Origin of the sequence: Motilimonas sp. E26, from assembly GCF_021278025.1 — a bacterium.
In the GTDB taxonomy this organism is placed as follows: Bacteria; Pseudomonadota; Gammaproteobacteria; order Enterobacterales; family CBDFNC01; genus Motilimonas.
The window spans coordinates 180,344-195,042 of the sequence record NZ_JAIBHJ010000006.1; the positions used below are offsets into that span (position 1 = coordinate 180,344).

At 46.1% G+C, this 14,699-nt stretch carries 14 protein-coding genes; 9 read left to right on the plus strand and 5 right to left on the minus strand.

Going from position 1 to position 14,699, the window contains the following annotated elements:
* Positions 1–115: 115 nt before the first annotated feature.
* The 3 genes from K1M91_RS07755 (at position 116) to K1M91_RS07765 (ending at position 4,637) form a co-directional block, all read left to right on the plus strand.
* Entirely contained in the window at positions 116–904 is a 789-nt protein-coding gene (locus tag K1M91_RS07755; protein ID WP_232801169.1) for an alpha/beta hydrolase, read from the plus strand.
* Entirely contained in the window at positions 901–2,169 is a 1,269-nt protein-coding gene (locus K1M91_RS07760) for a condensation domain-containing protein (RefSeq protein WP_232801170.1), read from the plus strand. The genes K1M91_RS07755 and K1M91_RS07760 overlap by 4 nt, the downstream gene beginning before the upstream one ends.
* A gap of 404 nt (positions 2,170–2,573) precedes the next feature.
* Entirely contained in the window at positions 2,574–4,637 is a 2,064-nt protein-coding gene (locus tag K1M91_RS07765; RefSeq protein ID WP_232801171.1) for a TonB-dependent receptor plug domain-containing protein, read from the plus strand.
* 190 nt (positions 4,638–4,827) lie between these two features.
* Here the strand turns inward: K1M91_RS07765 and K1M91_RS07770 are convergent, their stop codons facing one another.
* Complete coding sequence (locus K1M91_RS07770) at positions 4,828–5,067, minus strand: phosphopantetheine-binding protein (protein ID WP_232801172.1); 240 nt, start codon at positions 5,065–5,067, stop codon at positions 4,828–4,830.
* A gap of 195 nt (positions 5,068–5,262) precedes the next feature.
* Here K1M91_RS07770 and K1M91_RS07775 point away from each other — a divergent pair, with 195 nt between their 5' ends.
* The 4 genes from K1M91_RS07775 (at position 5,263) to K1M91_RS07790 (ending at position 9,179) form a co-directional block, all read left to right on the plus strand.
* Complete coding sequence (locus K1M91_RS07775) at positions 5,263–6,921, plus strand: AMP-binding protein (RefSeq protein ID WP_232801173.1); 1,659 nt, start codon at positions 5,263–5,265, stop codon at positions 6,919–6,921.
* 35 nt (positions 6,922–6,956) lie between these two features.
* Entirely contained in the window at positions 6,957–7,292 is a 336-nt protein-coding gene (locus K1M91_RS07780; protein ID WP_232801174.1) for an isochorismate lyase, read from the plus strand.
* Positions 7,293–7,444: 152 nt separating this feature from the next.
* On the plus strand, positions 7,445–8,338 hold the full coding sequence (locus tag K1M91_RS07785; RefSeq protein WP_232801175.1) for an isochorismatase family protein: 894 nt from the start codon (positions 7,445–7,447) through the stop codon (positions 8,336–8,338).
* 25 nt (positions 8,339–8,363) lie between these two features.
* A complete protein-coding gene (locus K1M91_RS07790; protein WP_232801176.1) occupies positions 8,364–9,179 on the plus strand; it encodes a siderophore-interacting protein in 816 nt (271 codons plus the stop codon).
* 106 nt (positions 9,180–9,285) lie between these two features.
* Here K1M91_RS07790 and K1M91_RS07795 read toward each other — a convergent pair whose 3' ends face one another.
* Positions 9,286–9,633, minus strand: a complete 348-nt coding sequence (locus tag K1M91_RS07795; protein ID WP_232801177.1) for a hypothetical protein — start codon at positions 9,631–9,633, stop codon at positions 9,286–9,288.
* Entirely contained in the window at positions 9,611–9,892 is a 282-nt protein-coding gene (locus tag K1M91_RS07800; protein ID WP_232801178.1) for a type II toxin-antitoxin system Phd/YefM family antitoxin, read from the minus strand. Before K1M91_RS07800 ends, K1M91_RS07795 begins: the two co-directional genes overlap by 23 nt.
* 210 nt (positions 9,893–10,102) lie before the next feature.
* Between K1M91_RS07800 and K1M91_RS07805 the strand changes: the two genes are divergently transcribed.
* The gene (locus K1M91_RS07805; RefSeq protein WP_232801179.1) at positions 10,103–10,705 is read left to right on the plus strand and encodes an HAD family hydrolase; all 603 of its coding nucleotides are present in this window, start codon (positions 10,103–10,105) and stop codon (positions 10,703–10,705) included.
* Positions 10,706–10,793: 88 nt separating this feature from the next.
* Here K1M91_RS07805 and K1M91_RS07810 read toward each other — a convergent pair whose 3' ends face one another.
* On the minus strand, positions 10,794–12,422 hold the full coding sequence (locus K1M91_RS07810) for a (2,3-dihydroxybenzoyl)adenylate synthase (protein WP_232801180.1): 1,629 nt from the start codon (positions 12,420–12,422) through the stop codon (positions 10,794–10,796).
* Between the two features lie 8 nt (positions 12,423–12,430).
* Entirely contained in the window at positions 12,431–13,612 is a 1,182-nt protein-coding gene (locus K1M91_RS07815) for an isochorismate synthase (RefSeq protein WP_232801181.1), read from the minus strand.
* 240 nt (positions 13,613–13,852) lie between these two features.
* Between K1M91_RS07815 and K1M91_RS07820 the strand changes: the two genes are divergently transcribed.
* Positions 13,853–14,638 carry a 2,3-dihydro-2,3-dihydroxybenzoate dehydrogenase gene (locus tag K1M91_RS07820; protein ID WP_232801182.1) on the plus strand — a complete coding sequence of 262 codons (786 nt, stop codon included), beginning with the start codon at positions 13,853–13,855 and terminating at the stop codon, positions 14,636–14,638.
* The last annotated feature ends 61 nt before the right edge of the window (positions 14,639–14,699 follow it).

Genomic DNA, 14,699 nt, shown 5'->3' on the forward strand with positions numbered 1-14,699 from the left:
GCGTTATCATTATCCAATGATCCTCCGTAGCAATATCTCAGCCATTGGCGCTGCGACTGCAACAGGAAGGCGTTTATTTTTGCTTACAGCAATAGACAAGTCGTCTGGCGGTAAAATGATAATTAAAACTGGTTATATAGAGGTAAACAGCTCAAGGGTGTATTACCAAATCTCAGGTAATCGGGCTGGCGAGCCGTTGCTAATGCTTCACGGTGGCCTTGGCTCTGGCCATGAATTAAAGCCCATTCATCAATACTTAGGGGATGATTTTCAGCTAATAAGTGTGGACTTTCGCGGTCACGGCAAGTCATTAATAGGCTCTTTGCCACTCAGCTACCAGCTGTATCAGCAGGACGTGGAAGCTGTACTACGCTATCTCGCCATTGATCGGTATGCCATTTTCGGTTTTAGCGATGGCGGGATTGTAGGCTACCGATTGGCTGCACAAGCGCCAAGTCGAGTCATTTCTTTGATCACCTTGGGTGCACAATGGCGACTCAATGCTGAGGATCCATCAATGCAGTTGTTGGCTAACTTAACGGCTGACTTTTGGCGTGTTCGGTTTGCTGACGATGTCGCGCTATATGAACGGTCAAATCCCGAGCCTGACTTCTCAAAGCTACTCACTGCGGTTAAACACGCTTGGTTTGATAGCACCAAATCAGGTTACCCCGGTGACCTAGTGAAGCAAATCATTTGTCCCACCTTGATCATGAGGGGGGACAACGACTTCATTTTTTCCCTCGATGAAGCGATAGCATTAAAGAGCAAGATTAGCGCTTGCAGCTTTGCCAATATTCCACTGACAGCCCATGCCACGCATCAAGAAGCGCCAGACATAGTCGGTGCTATGGTTAAACGCTTCATATTAAAGCAACGTAAATTACTAGGTAATAAGTCATGATGAGCCATGCTTGGCAACCCCTTACCAATGCGCAACAAGCCTATTGGGATGAATTTGTTCGACACCCAGACCAGCCTCTATCGATCGTCGCTCATTGCTTGGCAATCTCTGGCGCCGTGGATATTAATAAACTAGCACAGGCCATTAACCAAGCCGTTGCAGAGGCACAAGCCTTGCACCTTAAGTTTCAGTGGGCGGACAGTGCGTCTTATCCACAGCAAATGGTCGCTCGCCATCAACAACCTAGCGTCGAGGTGGTGGATCTCCGTGACCAAGATAATGCACTAGAGCAAGCCGATGCTAATATGCGCTTGGATGTCGCGACGCCGATCGACTTGGTGCAAGACACCATGACCAAAGTCCAGCTCTATTTGATTAATAATGAAAAGGTGCTTTGGTATCTACGCACTCATCATATCGCGGTCGATGGCTATAGCATGTATTTGATTGAGCAACGCTGTGCCCATATATATCAGTGTTTACTGAATGGGACAGATGCGTCACAGCGCGCCTTTAAACCGTTTGATACTTACCTGAAAGAGCATGGGGATTACCAGCAAAGCAGTCGTTTTGAAAGTGATAAAGTCTATTGGAATCATTACCTCGATACAGCCAACCTCGCACTCAGTAACATGGTTGCAGAGGTGACAAATACGACGGTGGCAGAACGAGATGTTACCGCTTCAGTCAGTTGTGCACTGGTTACGACCGCGCAAAAGTTAATGATAGGTTGGGGTGATATGCTTACCTTACTGTGCGCTACTTATCTCTACCAACATTGGCGCGGTGAGCCAGAGCGTGACCCACTGCCAGTATGGTTACCTTATATGAATAGGATGGGTAATCCGTGCGCAAATACACCTGGCTTGATGGTGAATACTATTCCTTATTTGGTGAGACTTGACCAGAATGAAGCGATCGATCTCTTCTTAAAAAGAGCGGTAACTGAACTAAGAAATCACTATCGTCACGGTCGCTACCGAGTCGAAAATAAACAAAGGTCAAGTGGTCATTATTGCCTTTCTCCTTTTATTAATGTTTTACCTTTTGACCCTCCTGAGTTTCAAGCTTGTTCTGCACAGCAGCGTGTTATTGCTGGTGGGGTGGCTGACGGCTTCAATGTGACTTTTCGGTGTGCCAGGCAAGCAACCAAACTGTCATTAAAAATAGAAGCGGAAACGCGTTTATTTAGCCCATCCCAATTACAGCGACACGCAGATGATTTATTGCAATATTTAACTAAAACCCTGCAACAGCTGGAGTGAAATAGAGGGCTGATTAGTCGTCTATTTCACTAAAAGTAGCTTACAACAAAAAAAATAAACAGAAACAATAATTACTTATTTTTATAAATGAGAATGCTTTACATTTGTCTTGTTGATCTATAAAGTTCGCTTCGTCATTCGTCAAGCTATTGAAAGAAGTAACTATGTGTTTTACTTATTGGCTTTTTTTGAGCGTTTTTTACGTTCCATTAGCCTGACGATGTTTAATCAAAATTTTGGCCCATGTACCAAAGCAGAGGTCAATGAGGAACATCGGAAGTTCAGCTTACTACTCATTCTTTGAGCCCATGCCTTTTCAACTCAGTTTGAAATGCTTCCAAATCACTCATTCATCTCGGTACATCAACGTACCTACTGTTAATGCTAAATGAAGGAGAGTTTTAATGACGGCATTACGTCAAACGCCAGAGAGTGAGTTAGGAAGCGGCACATTTAAGTTGCGTACATTATCTGTGATCATCTTGGGTCTCTGTGTGAGTGGTCAAGCTACTGCAGAAACAGATAAAAGCACTGCTGCAACCACTAAAGACAATTCAAACCAAACCATTACGGTATACGGTGAGAAAACAGAACGATCAATTTATGATACTGGCTCGAGTGTCAGCGTATTTGACGAAGACCGCATCGCTACCACCCCTGGTGCGACTGAGGTTGATGACCTGATACAGTTAACACCCAATATTGTGGATTCTGGTGTTGGTAACAACTTACCTTCGGTTCGTGGTGTTGATGGCTCAGGTCCTTCGATTGGCGGACTTGCAGCATTTGGTGGCTCGATGCCAAGACTGAACCTTTCCGTTGATGGCCGCTCCTTAGGCTATTCCGAAGCTGCATTTGGCCCGCTTTCGCTGTGGGATATGCAGCAAGCTGAAATTTACCTAGGGCCGCAAAGCTATGTTCAAGGCCGCAATGCATCGGCTGGTGCCATTGTTTTAAAATCAAATGACCCGACCTATGAATTTGAAACTAAAGCCCGAGCGGGGCTTGGTCAACAAGACTTTTCGCAGACAGCTGCTGTTATTTCCACTCCGATTATTGATGATCAGCTAGCATTCAGGTTGAGTGTTGATCAGCAAAAACGCGACAGTTATGCAAATCTAACAACTTACCAGCCAATAGGCGATCCAAACCGCATTGAGATGATGACGGCGCGCGGTAAGTTCTTGTTTGAACCGATGGGATTGCCAGGATTTAAAACCACGTTGACGTTTGCTCATATGGATACGCGTGGACCACAATCTGAAACTGAGCAAAATGCAGATATGCGTGCCATTTACGAAACCCAATCCGCTAGCGGCATTTGGGATTTATCTTACAAAATATCCGATACGCTAACGTTCGAAAACAACCTGATTTACACCGATCTTTCGTACAATCGCTACTCAGATCCGGCTGCGCGTCGCGGCAAACAAGATATCAGCTCGGATAGTAAGCAATTTCAAGTTGAACCCTTGCTGCGATTTAATTCGCTCGGTGGCGATGTGTCTAGCCTAGTGGGTGTGCGCTACTTTAAGTCTGACGATGATGAAGCCTATGAAGAGTTAGGTTCATCAACACCAATGAAAGGTAAAAACGAAACCATGTCAGCTTTTGCTGAGGTAACTTACGCCATCACCGAGACATTGGATGTTGTCGCTGCAGGTCGACTCGAGCGTGAAGGTAAAAAGCGTAACATCGATTCAGGTTTTTATGGCTTAGATTACGATGAAACATCGACGGTATTTTTACCTAAGCTTGAGTTTGCTTATAAGCCACAACAAGATCAAACAATCGGTATTCGCGCAGCTAAAGGCTTTAGTTCTGGTGGCGCAGGTTTAGGCTTTAATGGCATTAACTTTGCGGGCTTTACACCTTATGAGTACGAAAATGAATACGTTTGGAACTATGAACTATTTACTCGTCACAGTGTATTGGACAATGTGTTGGAATTAACGTCTAACGTCTTTTATAACGACTTTGACAACTACCAAGTGCTACAAACTGCCCTCAATGGTGATGTGCGTGTAGATAACGTGGATGGTGCCTACACCTACGGTGCAGAGCTTGGCAGTCGTTGGTTTACTACCGATAACTTAGAGCTATTTGCTGGTGTTGGTTTGCTGGAAACTCACTTTGAGTCGCCAACGGGCGAGTCAAACGAGCTACCACGAGCTCCTTCTCTCACTGCTAACATTGGTGCCTTGTACACCATCGCTGAGGGTTTTGAGCTCAGTGGTAACGCACGTTACACAGGTGGCTACTTTACCGATGTTGAAAACACTAGCAATGAAAAAATCGATGCTTACTGGGTTGCTGACACTCAACTAGCTTATGTATTTGATCATGGTCGTGTTGCGCTGTTTGCAACCAACTTATTTGATTCAAACGACGATATCTACAACTTCCGTGGTGTATTAACCAAGCAGCAGCCTCGACTATTTGGAGGTTCGGTAGAACTTTATTTCTAATCAGTTAGAACCAGCCTAAAAACGCCTTGCCTAGAGCAGGGCGTTTTTTTGGCATAAAAAAAGCAGCTCAGTGATTTAGCTGAGCTGCTTTAAATAGATTTTGGATGTTATGCCGTGGCTTTAGGTGAAGTGATGATGGCTTGCCATGAGGTTAATGTAGGGTTCGCCATTAGCTAAACAAAGTAAATGTCTAGTCTGCTTCAGTTGATGTGATGATGGCTTGCCATGAAGTTAATGTAGGGTTCGCCATTAGCTGAGCAAAGTTAATGTCTAACCCCGCATTTCTCAGCTGGCCCGTTAGGCGCATCATGCTGATGGAGTCTAAGCCGAGTTCAATTAGGTTCACGTCGGGGGTAACCGATTCGGCAGGCACATTGAGTAACTGGCTGACCATGGTTAACAAATCAATATTCGCTTCTTGCTTTGACAAAATTATTTCCTTGTTGTTCGGAAGCAAAACTTCCAATAGTGACTTCAAATTCGCGGTACACAATATCATTACTTGATTGTTTGATACAAATGATTATCATTGTTATTCGTTTTTATGGGTAAGCACCCATTGTAGCCCCAAGCGGAAGGAGGGATGGCCTCTTAACTGCATACGCCAATTATAAAAGGGAATAACATGGAAACTGCGTTGAAGGAGAATACGGTTCAACATGGCCTGTTGGACGGCTTTGTGGATCAGCCAGCCCATCAAGCCAAGAAATTTAGTGATGCCAACATTTGGCAAAACACACCACTATGGGGAATTTTAAGTGAAGGCGTTGCAAGGCATCCGACTAAAACGGCGGTAGCGGATCCCAGTGGCGCATTAACCTATGCCGATTTGTTGCAAGCTGCAGACGAAATGGCGGCGGGTTTACAAGACGCCGGTTTAACAGCTGGGGATCGGGTTGTTTTCCAGATTGCCAATAGTCTTTCTTTTGCCAAGGTATTTTTTGCCTTACAACGTGCGGGTTTAGTACCCGTGCTGGCGCTGCCTGCTCATGGCATTGCCGAAATTAGCCACTTTATCAAGTTGGCTGGTGCTAAAGCTTATTTTGGCTCTAATTTAGACAACGACGGCAAAGCCTTGAACATTGCCGATGCCTTAAGTCGCGAATTTGAACAGCAATTAAGTCATATTTATATCGCTGGCGAGGCGGGCAAGTATTCAACCTTGCCTCAAGGTAATGCGGCTCAATTTATTCCCGTCGCATCAGCTCCCGAGCACCCTGCCTTGTTTTTAGTGTCAGGCGGCACCACAGGCCTGCCTAAGTTGATCCCTAGAACCCACAACGACTACCGCTTTAATATCCAAAGTTGTGCCGCTGCCAGTGACTTCTCCAGTGAAGAAGTCTATCTCGCTGTATTGCCTGCGGCGCACAATTTTACCTTAGGTTGCCCCGGCTTATTGGGGGCGCTACAGGTGGGTGGCAAGGTGATTTTCACTGCTAACCCTAGCCCGGATTATTGTTTTGCAGTGATCGAGCAAGACAAGGTAACGGCGACCGCATTAGTCCCTGCGTTGGCACAGCTATGGACTGCGGCCAAGGAGTGGGAAAACGCCGATACCTCCAGTTTGCGAGTGATGCAAATTGGCGGTTCCAAGCTAGCCTACAGCGATGCGTTGGCGGTGCAAAAAGCCTTTCCCGGTGCCTTGCAGCAAGTTTTTGGCATGGCGGAAGGTTTGATCGCCTGTACGCGCCTGAATGATGACGAAGAGTTAATTGCCGCTAAGCAAGGACGGCCAGTCAGTCAGTGGGATGAGGTTCGCATTGTCGATGACGAAGGCGCTCCCGTTGAGTTAGGCGAAGAAGGTGAACTGCTTACGCGGGGCCCTTATACCTTAAGAGGCTACTATCGCGCTCAAGAACATAATGCGCGTGCCTTTACCCAAGAGGGCTTCTACCGCAGTGGCGATCGCGCCATCTTAGATGAAAACGGCTATATCGTGGTGACAGGTCGGATCAAAGATGTGGTTAACCGCGCCGGCGAATGTATTGCCACCGACGAAATAGAAGAACAATTGCTGATGCATCCGAATGTGGCACAAGTGGCGGTAGTGGCTGTGCCCGATCAGCATTTAGGCGAAAAAATTGGCGTTGCTTTGGTCAAAAAAAGCCTTGTTCCCACGCTGCAAGAATTGCGCAGCTTTCTCAAGCAGCAAGGGTTGGCCTCATTCAAGTTGCCCGATGAGCTGCATATAGTGCCTAGCTTGCCTAAAACCGCGGTGGGAAAAATTGACAAAAAGCGCGTACTAGGTCCAGACGGAAGCCCTTGGGTCAATACACAAATTTAAGTTGCATCAGGGAAATAAGATTAAAGGAAACTAACGTGTCATCTTTAAAGAAACCAGAAGCATGTGAAAACCTCAATGATATTCGGATAGGGATAGATACGCTCGATAAAGAAATCGTGCAAATCCTCGCTAAGCGCATGGGCTATGTCAAAGCCGCCGCCCAATTTAAGCCGGATGAACAGAGTATTCCTGCGCCCGAGCGCGTGGTAGTGATGTTGCAAGACAGAAAGCAGTGGGCCGAAGAAGCCGGTATGTCGGCCGAGTATGTCGAAAACTTGTTTACCAACATCATAGATTGGTACATCAACCAGCAAATTAAACATTGGCGTGCCGAAAGAGGGCTAGCCGAGCCCGACAATGCCGTCACTTGATTTTACGATTTTACATTATCAGCTGGGGTAGCAACGAGCGCATTTCGCTGCTCTGTTTTCACATTTTTACTTTAGTTGCTGAGCACACAAGATTTGATTTATCAGGCTGCATCATGAACCGGCGCTGATGAAAGTATTAAGGACAATTACGAATGGCGATACCAAAAATAGCAAGTTACGACTTGCCAACGCACACCGAGTTTCCAACTAACACAGCCAATTGGCAAATTGAGCCAAGTAAAGCCGTGCTGCTGATCCACGATATGCAGGAGTATTTTGTTGGATATTATGAGCTGAATGCCGCGCCAATGGCGGATATTTTAACGAATATTCAAGAGCTTAAAAAACAAGCCAAAGCTGCGGGTATTCCTGTGGTTTATACCGCTCAACCCGCCAACCAAGACCCAAAAGACCGCGCCTTATTAACAGATTTTTGGGGGCCAGGTTTAAATGGCGATCATACGCCTGTAGTGGCCACATTGGCGCCAGAGCAAGACGATATTGAGTTCGTTAAATGGCGTTACAGCGCCTTTAAAAAAACGCCTCTGCTTGAGTACATGCGCGAAAATAACAAAACCCAGCTAATCATTTCGGGTATTTACGGCCACATAGGTATCTTATCGACCGCATTAGATGCCTTTATGTACGATGTGCAGCCGTTTGTTATCGGTGACGCCATTGCTGACTTCACACGCCAAGACCATCTTCACACCTTAAATTACGTGGCGGGTAGAGCAGGTAGCATTAAAACCTTAGATCAAGCGGTGGCTGAAGTTAGTGCTGCCAAAGGGGGTGGTTTAAGCCTAAATGTATTGCAATTCGATGTCGCTAATACCTTAGGTGTCGATGCTAACGATATAGATGTAAACGAAAACCTAATGTTTATGGGGCTAGATTCGATGCGCGCCATGACGCTGGTGGAAAAATGGAACAAACAAGGGGCGAACGTGTCGTTTGCGCAATTAATTGAGGCGGTTTCGTTGCAAGAATGGTGGGATGCCATCGAAGCAACCCTCACCACTCAGCAAGAGCAAGTATCAGCTTAACCAGCAAATTCAAAAAGGTAAAATGATGAGCGATAACAACGAGCGTACCTATCCTATGTTGCTGGACTTTGTTCGTAAGCAGCCGGTGTCTAAAAACTTATTGCGCGTTACCGTGACAGGCGAAGACCTCAAGGGCTTTCCTGAAGATCAAAATGGGACTCATATTAAGGTGTTTTTCCCTAACCGAGAAAGCGGCATCTTGCAGCTGCCGTACCGTGAAGGTGAAACCATCATCTGGCCTGAGCATAAGCCCGTGCCCAGAGCTTACACCGTCAGAAAATACCGCGCCGATGCCAACGAGCTGGATATCGACTTTGTTATTCATGGCACCGACGCTCCCGGCGGTGGTTGGGCATTTAAAGCGCAAGCAGGCTCGCAAATAGGTTTGGTTGGCCCTGCGGGGCCAGAGCCTCTGATCCAACCAGCAGATTGGCACATTATTGCCGGCGATCTGACCGCTGTGCCTGCTATCAGCGCGTTACTGGAAAGCTTGCCAGCAGACTCCCAAGGTTACGCCTTTATTGAGCTTGAGGATATTGCCGATAAACATGACATCGCCCATCCTCAAGGCGTAACACTGCAATGGTTAGTGCGAGACACCAACAGCGATCAATACCTGTTAAGTAATGCCATCAGCGGCTTAGCTAAGCCCGAGGGTGCGCAAACCCTGTCGGCGTTTATTGCCGGTGAAAATGCCAGCGTGATTGCCTGTCGTAAATTGCTCAAAGATGAATACAAACTAGCGAGAAAGAGCATGTATGCCATTCCATACTGGAAACGCGGCAAAGACGAAGAAGCCTACCATCAAGAGCGCCACGACGTGATGGATGCAGAGTATTAATCTTTGATAATGTTGAAAAAACTAGGAGCGGCATTGATGCCGCGATGCTGCACCAGCCTATGCCGCTTGGTGGGCGTCTAACTTCTTAAAGCACGTTATATTTTCGTTATTTATATAGAATACAGTGGTCTACAAGCACTCTTTCTATATCTTGTCGTTGTGAGATGATGACGCTGCATTGTATTGTTGTCATCTCTTGCTCTTTTACTTTATACAAGATGCGCAATCCATTGTATTTATATTCTCTTATGGTTTTTATGCCAAGGTCTAATAGTGTGAGCGACAAGGGGACTGCTAGGGGGTTCTCTTTGACAAGATCTTCAAAATGTTCAATTGTTGCTTGCATTTTTTCTATGGCTTTATCTTCTTCCATGTGATGAGCCATAAAACTAATTAAGTTGTTTGTCAGCTGTTCAAACGTTTCTGTATATTCAATTCGCACTTCTTGGCTCATCAATATTCTCTCCAAGTTGAGATCTTCTTTTGGCCAATCTTTCCTTGAAGGTTTCACTTGTCATCACACGGTTGTTCTTATCGTCTTCTTCTGAGAAAGAAATTAACTTGAGCAGTGCGACTGCTTCATCTCTTTTTTTTCTTTCTTGGTAAGACTCTATCACATAGGCTGGTTTGCCATTTTGTGTAATTGTCATGGGTTCTTCAAGTGCCAAGTTGGCTGCGTTTTTTTTCAAATAACTTATTGTTTCTATACGCATCTCGCGTGTCCTCCAGTTGCTCGGATCCAATACTGTCATATCACCGTGCATTTAATTGGTTTATCACTAGCTGGTCATCCTAGTGATACTTATTATCCTATAGGTAGTATGATAATAAGTCAATCATTAGACTTTATATAGTCTAAATATGGTTCGCTGGTGAGATTTTACATTTACCAGAGCTGCGGTTTGTCATTAGGGAGGCGAACGTTGAATATTGCACTGTTTGATTTCGATGGAACGATCACGAATGCAGATATGTACACCAAGTTTCTGCACTTATCTGGAACAAAGCGAAGAGCACTACTGGGAAAAATAGTGCTGCCACCCTTTTTTATCCTTTATAAACTGGGTGTTATATCGGCCCCTAGAATGAGAACCATTGCTAGCTTTGTGGCCTTCTTTGGCCGGAATGTTGATGAAATCGTAGCTGCTGGGGAGAAATATGCTGAGGATATTGTGCCGAAATACCTTAGAGAAGTGGCTATAAAAAAGCTGAATTGGCATAAAAAGAATGGCGATAAAATTGTTATCGTGTCTGCATCACTCGATGTGTATTTAAAACCTTGGTGTACTAAAAATGGGTTTTCCCTCGTTTGTAGTGAGCTTGAAGTTGACCGTGGTCGGTTTTCTGGACGTTATGTCAATGGTGACTGTAGTTGTGCAAATAAGCCGAAATTGATCCATTCTAAGTTTGAACTAGGGCAGTACGAAAAAATATATGCCTACGGTGACACAAAAGAAGATTTAGCCATGTTGAGTTTGGCTGGTGAAGCCTACTTTAACTGGCGGCACTACACTGTCGACGAATAGCTCTTGCTTCAAAGCGGCAGTTAAACCCTTATCCATGATTAAGGGATTAACTGCGTTCCTCACAGATATTGTATACCGCAAGGCGGGCTCAAAGCCGCGCATATTCCTCTCTCAGCTGTTTCTTATTTATCTTACCGACCGAGGTTTTCGGTAGGGCATCGACAAACTTGATTAGATCGGGAATTTTGTAGTCGGCTAGGCCGTTGTCACGAAGGAAGTATTTGAGTTTTATCGGGTTAACTTCAACGCCTGCAACCTTCACTATCACCGCGCAGCTGCGTTCGCCTAAGTAGCTATCTGGGATTGCGATTAACGCCGCATCATGCACGCCCTCGTGGCGTAGCAGTTGGTTTTCGACTTCTTCTGCCGCTATCTTTTCACCGCCGCGGTTGATCTGATCTTTATCGCGTCCGGTGACGATAATATTACCGTCTTCCGTGAGTTTGACGATATCGCCGGTGCGATAAAAGCCTTGCTGATCAAACGAGTGCTGATTGTGCTCGGGGGCTTGGTAATAGCCGCGAATGGTGTAGGGACCTTGAGTCAGTAAAAAACCTTCTTCACCCACCGCCACTGGGTGTCCGTCTTCATCCACTACCTTGACTTGGTCATGGACTGAAATGGGCCGGCCTTGGGTGGACACGATTATCTCAATTGGATCATCTAGTCGGGTATAGTTAACGAGCCCTTCAGCCATGCCAAACACTTGTTGTAGCTGGCAGCCAAGCCTGTTTGGCAGTGCTTTAGCGGCTGTTTCGCTAAATTTGGCGCCACCAACCTGAATTAATTCTAGGCTTGAAAGGTCATATTGAGTCGATTGCGCCTGCTCCATCCAGAGCAATGCTAGGGGGGGAACTAAGCCCGATACCGTTACTTTATGCGCTTCAATAAGCTTAAATGCCGATTTTGGTGTGGGGTCTTGCGTTAGGATCACGGTTCCTCCTGCAAAAAATACCCCTAAAGCACCCGGAGAGCTGAGCGGGAAGTTATGTGCGACTGGCAGGGCGCAAAGGTAGCGCGTGTGGGTATCAAATTGGCAGATGAGATTACTGCCTATCACGCTATAAGCGTAGTCATTATGGGAGCGAGGGATCAGCTTTGGCGTACCTGTTGTGCCTCCGGAAAGTTGAAAAAAAGCCAAATCTGATGCCGTTGCCGTCTGACTATGATCCGCTTGCCCTTTGATATCCTCCAAGGCAATGAACCTCTGATCTTGCAAGTTTTCAGGCGCACCGCGAACCACTATGTGTTGCAGCGTATTACTTTGTGCTAACACTTGCTTGGCTAATCCTTGATAGTCGAAACCCGCTGGCTCACCATCGATAATGTAAGCTTTCGCTTGTGCATGTTGGCAAAAATAAGCGATGTCAGAAAAACGGTGCGCGGGCAGGGCTAACACAGGGCGAATGCCTTTTTGTAAAAGCGCAAAGTAACAAAAATAGAACTCGGCGACGTTAGTCATCTGCAGCACTACATTGTCACCTTGGTTGAGCCCTAACGACTGGAAACCTGACGCCAGTTGCGACACCTGTTCAGCCATCTGTAAGTAGCTAAACTGGCGTTGACCACAAACAAGCGCAGTGGCACCACTGAATTGGCTCACGGTGTGCTGAAAATGGTCAAATAACGTCTTGTCTTGCCAGTAGCCTAATGCTCTGTATTGTGCGGCCAGAGGTGCTGGCCAACTAGTTAAATCTAACTGTTTATCCGCACTCATTATTTCACCTAAGCCGTCAGTAGATCGTTTAGTTGGATACCGGCCGCAGTGAGGATGGTGCCCATCTTAGCGCCTGTTTCATCTAGTTCACTTTGTGGGTGGGAGCCATTTACTATACCGGCGCCAGCAAACACTTTAATTTGTCGCTTTTGTACTTCAGCGCAGCGGATGGTCACCACCCATTCACCGTTGCCTCTTGAATCACACCAGCCAACCATGCCAGTAAAATAACCGCGATCAAATTGCTCCAGTTTGCTGATGGCCTCATAAGCTTTTTCTCTTGGGTAACCACAAACCGCAGGGGTAGGGTGAAGCTCAGCGGCGACCTTCAGCACGTTGATAGCGGGATCATTGACTTGTCCTTCTAGCACAGTTGAAAGGTGTAGCATAGTGTTGGTTTCGATCACCGAAGGCACCATAGGCGTGTACAAATTGTAACAATACTTACTCATGATCCGTTCGATTTCTTCAACCACTAAACCGTGTTCGTGTAGATCTTTACTGGTATTGAGCAGTGAGTTAATGGCGTGTTGATTTTGTTCATCTGAATCAGAGCGTGGGCGAGAGCCAGCCAACGGGTTAGAAATGAGATGACTGCCTTTTTTTGCCACCAGCAGCTCAGGGCTGGCTCCCATCAGCTTTTGCTCGGCACTGATATTGGCTGCAAAGGTATAGCCTTTCGCGTTGATAGATAAAAGGTTACGTAGCAGTGTTTGCTGCTGGATATCTGTGTCTGTTGCCACGTCGATAGTGCGTGAAAGGACGACCTTGGCAAGCTCGGTATGAGCAAACAAATTGATTAGATCGGATACGCCTTGTTTGTAATGATGACCACTTGGCGAAGAAATCACGCGAGCATTGGCTGGCGTAAGTGCGTTTTGGCGCAAGGCTCGGGTGCTACTCGATACGAACAACTGCTCGGGAATAATGAATTTGGTCGGGTTTTTTTCATTAAATGGCACAATACCAAACAAAACCGGGTTATCGGATTCAGACTTTTTAGCGTCCTGTAGCATAGCATTCGCTTTATCAGCTAATGCTGAAAATGCAATAGGCTGGTGGCATTCCATTTCAATGCCTTTACCTAGCATAGTGTTGTTAGGAGAAGCGAAGAAGAATGGAGAAGACGCTAGCTCATTATCCAAAAGCTCACTTTCCATTTTTGAATAGCCAATCACTTCACGTTTCATAACAGATCCCTCTTGATATATAGATCGTGATGACGCTGCACAATCACCTTCAAACATGGTTAATGGATTGTGCACTTCATCGGGTTGCTTATTTTGGTCAGTAAGATTACATTTACTTTTTGATAAATGCTAATGATAATAATTATTATTAGGTTTTATCTTTTGGTTTTAGCCTGGCTGGATATTTATTCGCGCCAGGCAGCAGGTAGTTGGTTTTTATTTAGGCGGTTCATCTCACACATGGAAAAGTTTCTTAAACAGCAGCACGTGTTATTAACAGGTGCAGCCAAAGGTATTGGGTTTAGTACCCTAGAGCATTTACTCCAATCGGGGGCCAAGGTGCTGGCAACGGATATTGATGAACAATTGCTAGCCAGTCACAGCGCAGTCCTTGCTGCGCAGTATCCGGGGCAACTTAGGGTGGCAAAGCTGGACTTGTCACAGCCTGAGCAGGTGAAACAGCGTATTGCTCAATGGGTGACAGAGTTGGGTGAGTTCGATCACCTAGTTAGCTGTGCAGGCATTCTTCACCTTGGATCGCTGTGTGATATGCCATCAGAACAAATAGAACAAACCTTTATGGTTAATTCGTTTGGCGTTCTAGCCGCCATGCAAGGGGTGGCAAAGTGCATGAAGTTACGCCGCAAAGGCAATATTGTGGTCGTTGGCTCCAATGCCGCCAATACACCCAGAGCCAATATGGGGGCTTATGCGGCATCTAAGTCGGCGCTGCACATGTTGGTCAAGTCAATGGGGATAGAACTCGCGCCATTAGGGATCCGTTGTAACCTTGTCAGTCCGGGTTCAACCCGTACCGAAATGCAACTAAAGCTGTGGCACGAAAACTACGGTGAAGAGCAGGTGATTGCTGGCGACGCCAAGCAGTTTCGATTAGGTATTCCCCTTAATAAAATCGCTGAGCCAGCCGACATTGCGCAATCAATATTGTTCTTGATGTCTGATGCGGCTAACCATATCACCTTACACGACCTGCGTATTGATGGCGGCGCAACGCTGGATCATTAATAACCCTAGTTTAGTGACGTAAACAGTGGCGCATCAAAAGTGCATTTAATGGATTAAACAT

Excerpts from the sequence above, each read along its gene's own strand:
- K1M91_RS07755 (WP_232801169.1), top strand. The coding sequence starts at position 116 with ATGATAATTAAAACTGGTTATATAGAGGTAAACAGCTCAAGGGTGTAT.
- K1M91_RS07760 (WP_232801170.1), top strand. The coding sequence starts at position 901 with ATGATGAGCCATGCTTGGCAACCCCTTACCAATGCGCAACAAGCCTAT.
- K1M91_RS07765 (WP_232801171.1), top strand. The coding sequence starts at position 2,574 with ATGACGGCATTACGTCAAACGCCAGAGAGTGAGTTAGGAAGCGGCACA.
- K1M91_RS07775 (WP_232801173.1), top strand. The coding sequence starts at position 5,263 with ATGGAAACTGCGTTGAAGGAGAATACGGTTCAACATGGCCTGTTGGAC.
- K1M91_RS07785 (WP_232801175.1), top strand. The coding sequence starts at position 7,445 with ATGGCGATACCAAAAATAGCAAGTTACGACTTGCCAACGCACACCGAG.
- K1M91_RS07790 (WP_232801176.1), top strand. The coding sequence starts at position 8,364 with ATGAGCGATAACAACGAGCGTACCTATCCTATGTTGCTGGACTTTGTT.
- K1M91_RS07795 (WP_232801177.1), bottom strand. The coding sequence starts at position 9,633 with ATGAGCCAAGAAGTGCGAATTGAATATACAGAAACGTTTGAACAGCTG.
- K1M91_RS07800 (WP_232801178.1), bottom strand. The coding sequence starts at position 9,892 with ATGCGTATAGAAACAATAAGTTATTTGAAAAAAAACGCAGCCAACTTG.
- K1M91_RS07810 (WP_232801180.1), bottom strand. The coding sequence starts at position 12,422 with ATGAGTGCGGATAAACAGTTAGATTTAACTAGTTGGCCAGCACCTCTG.
- K1M91_RS07815 (WP_232801181.1), bottom strand. The coding sequence starts at position 13,612 with ATGAAACGTGAAGTGATTGGCTATTCAAAAATGGAAAGTGAGCTTTTG.
- K1M91_RS07820 (WP_232801182.1), top strand. The coding sequence starts at position 13,853 with ATGGAAAAGTTTCTTAAACAGCAGCACGTGTTATTAACAGGTGCAGCC.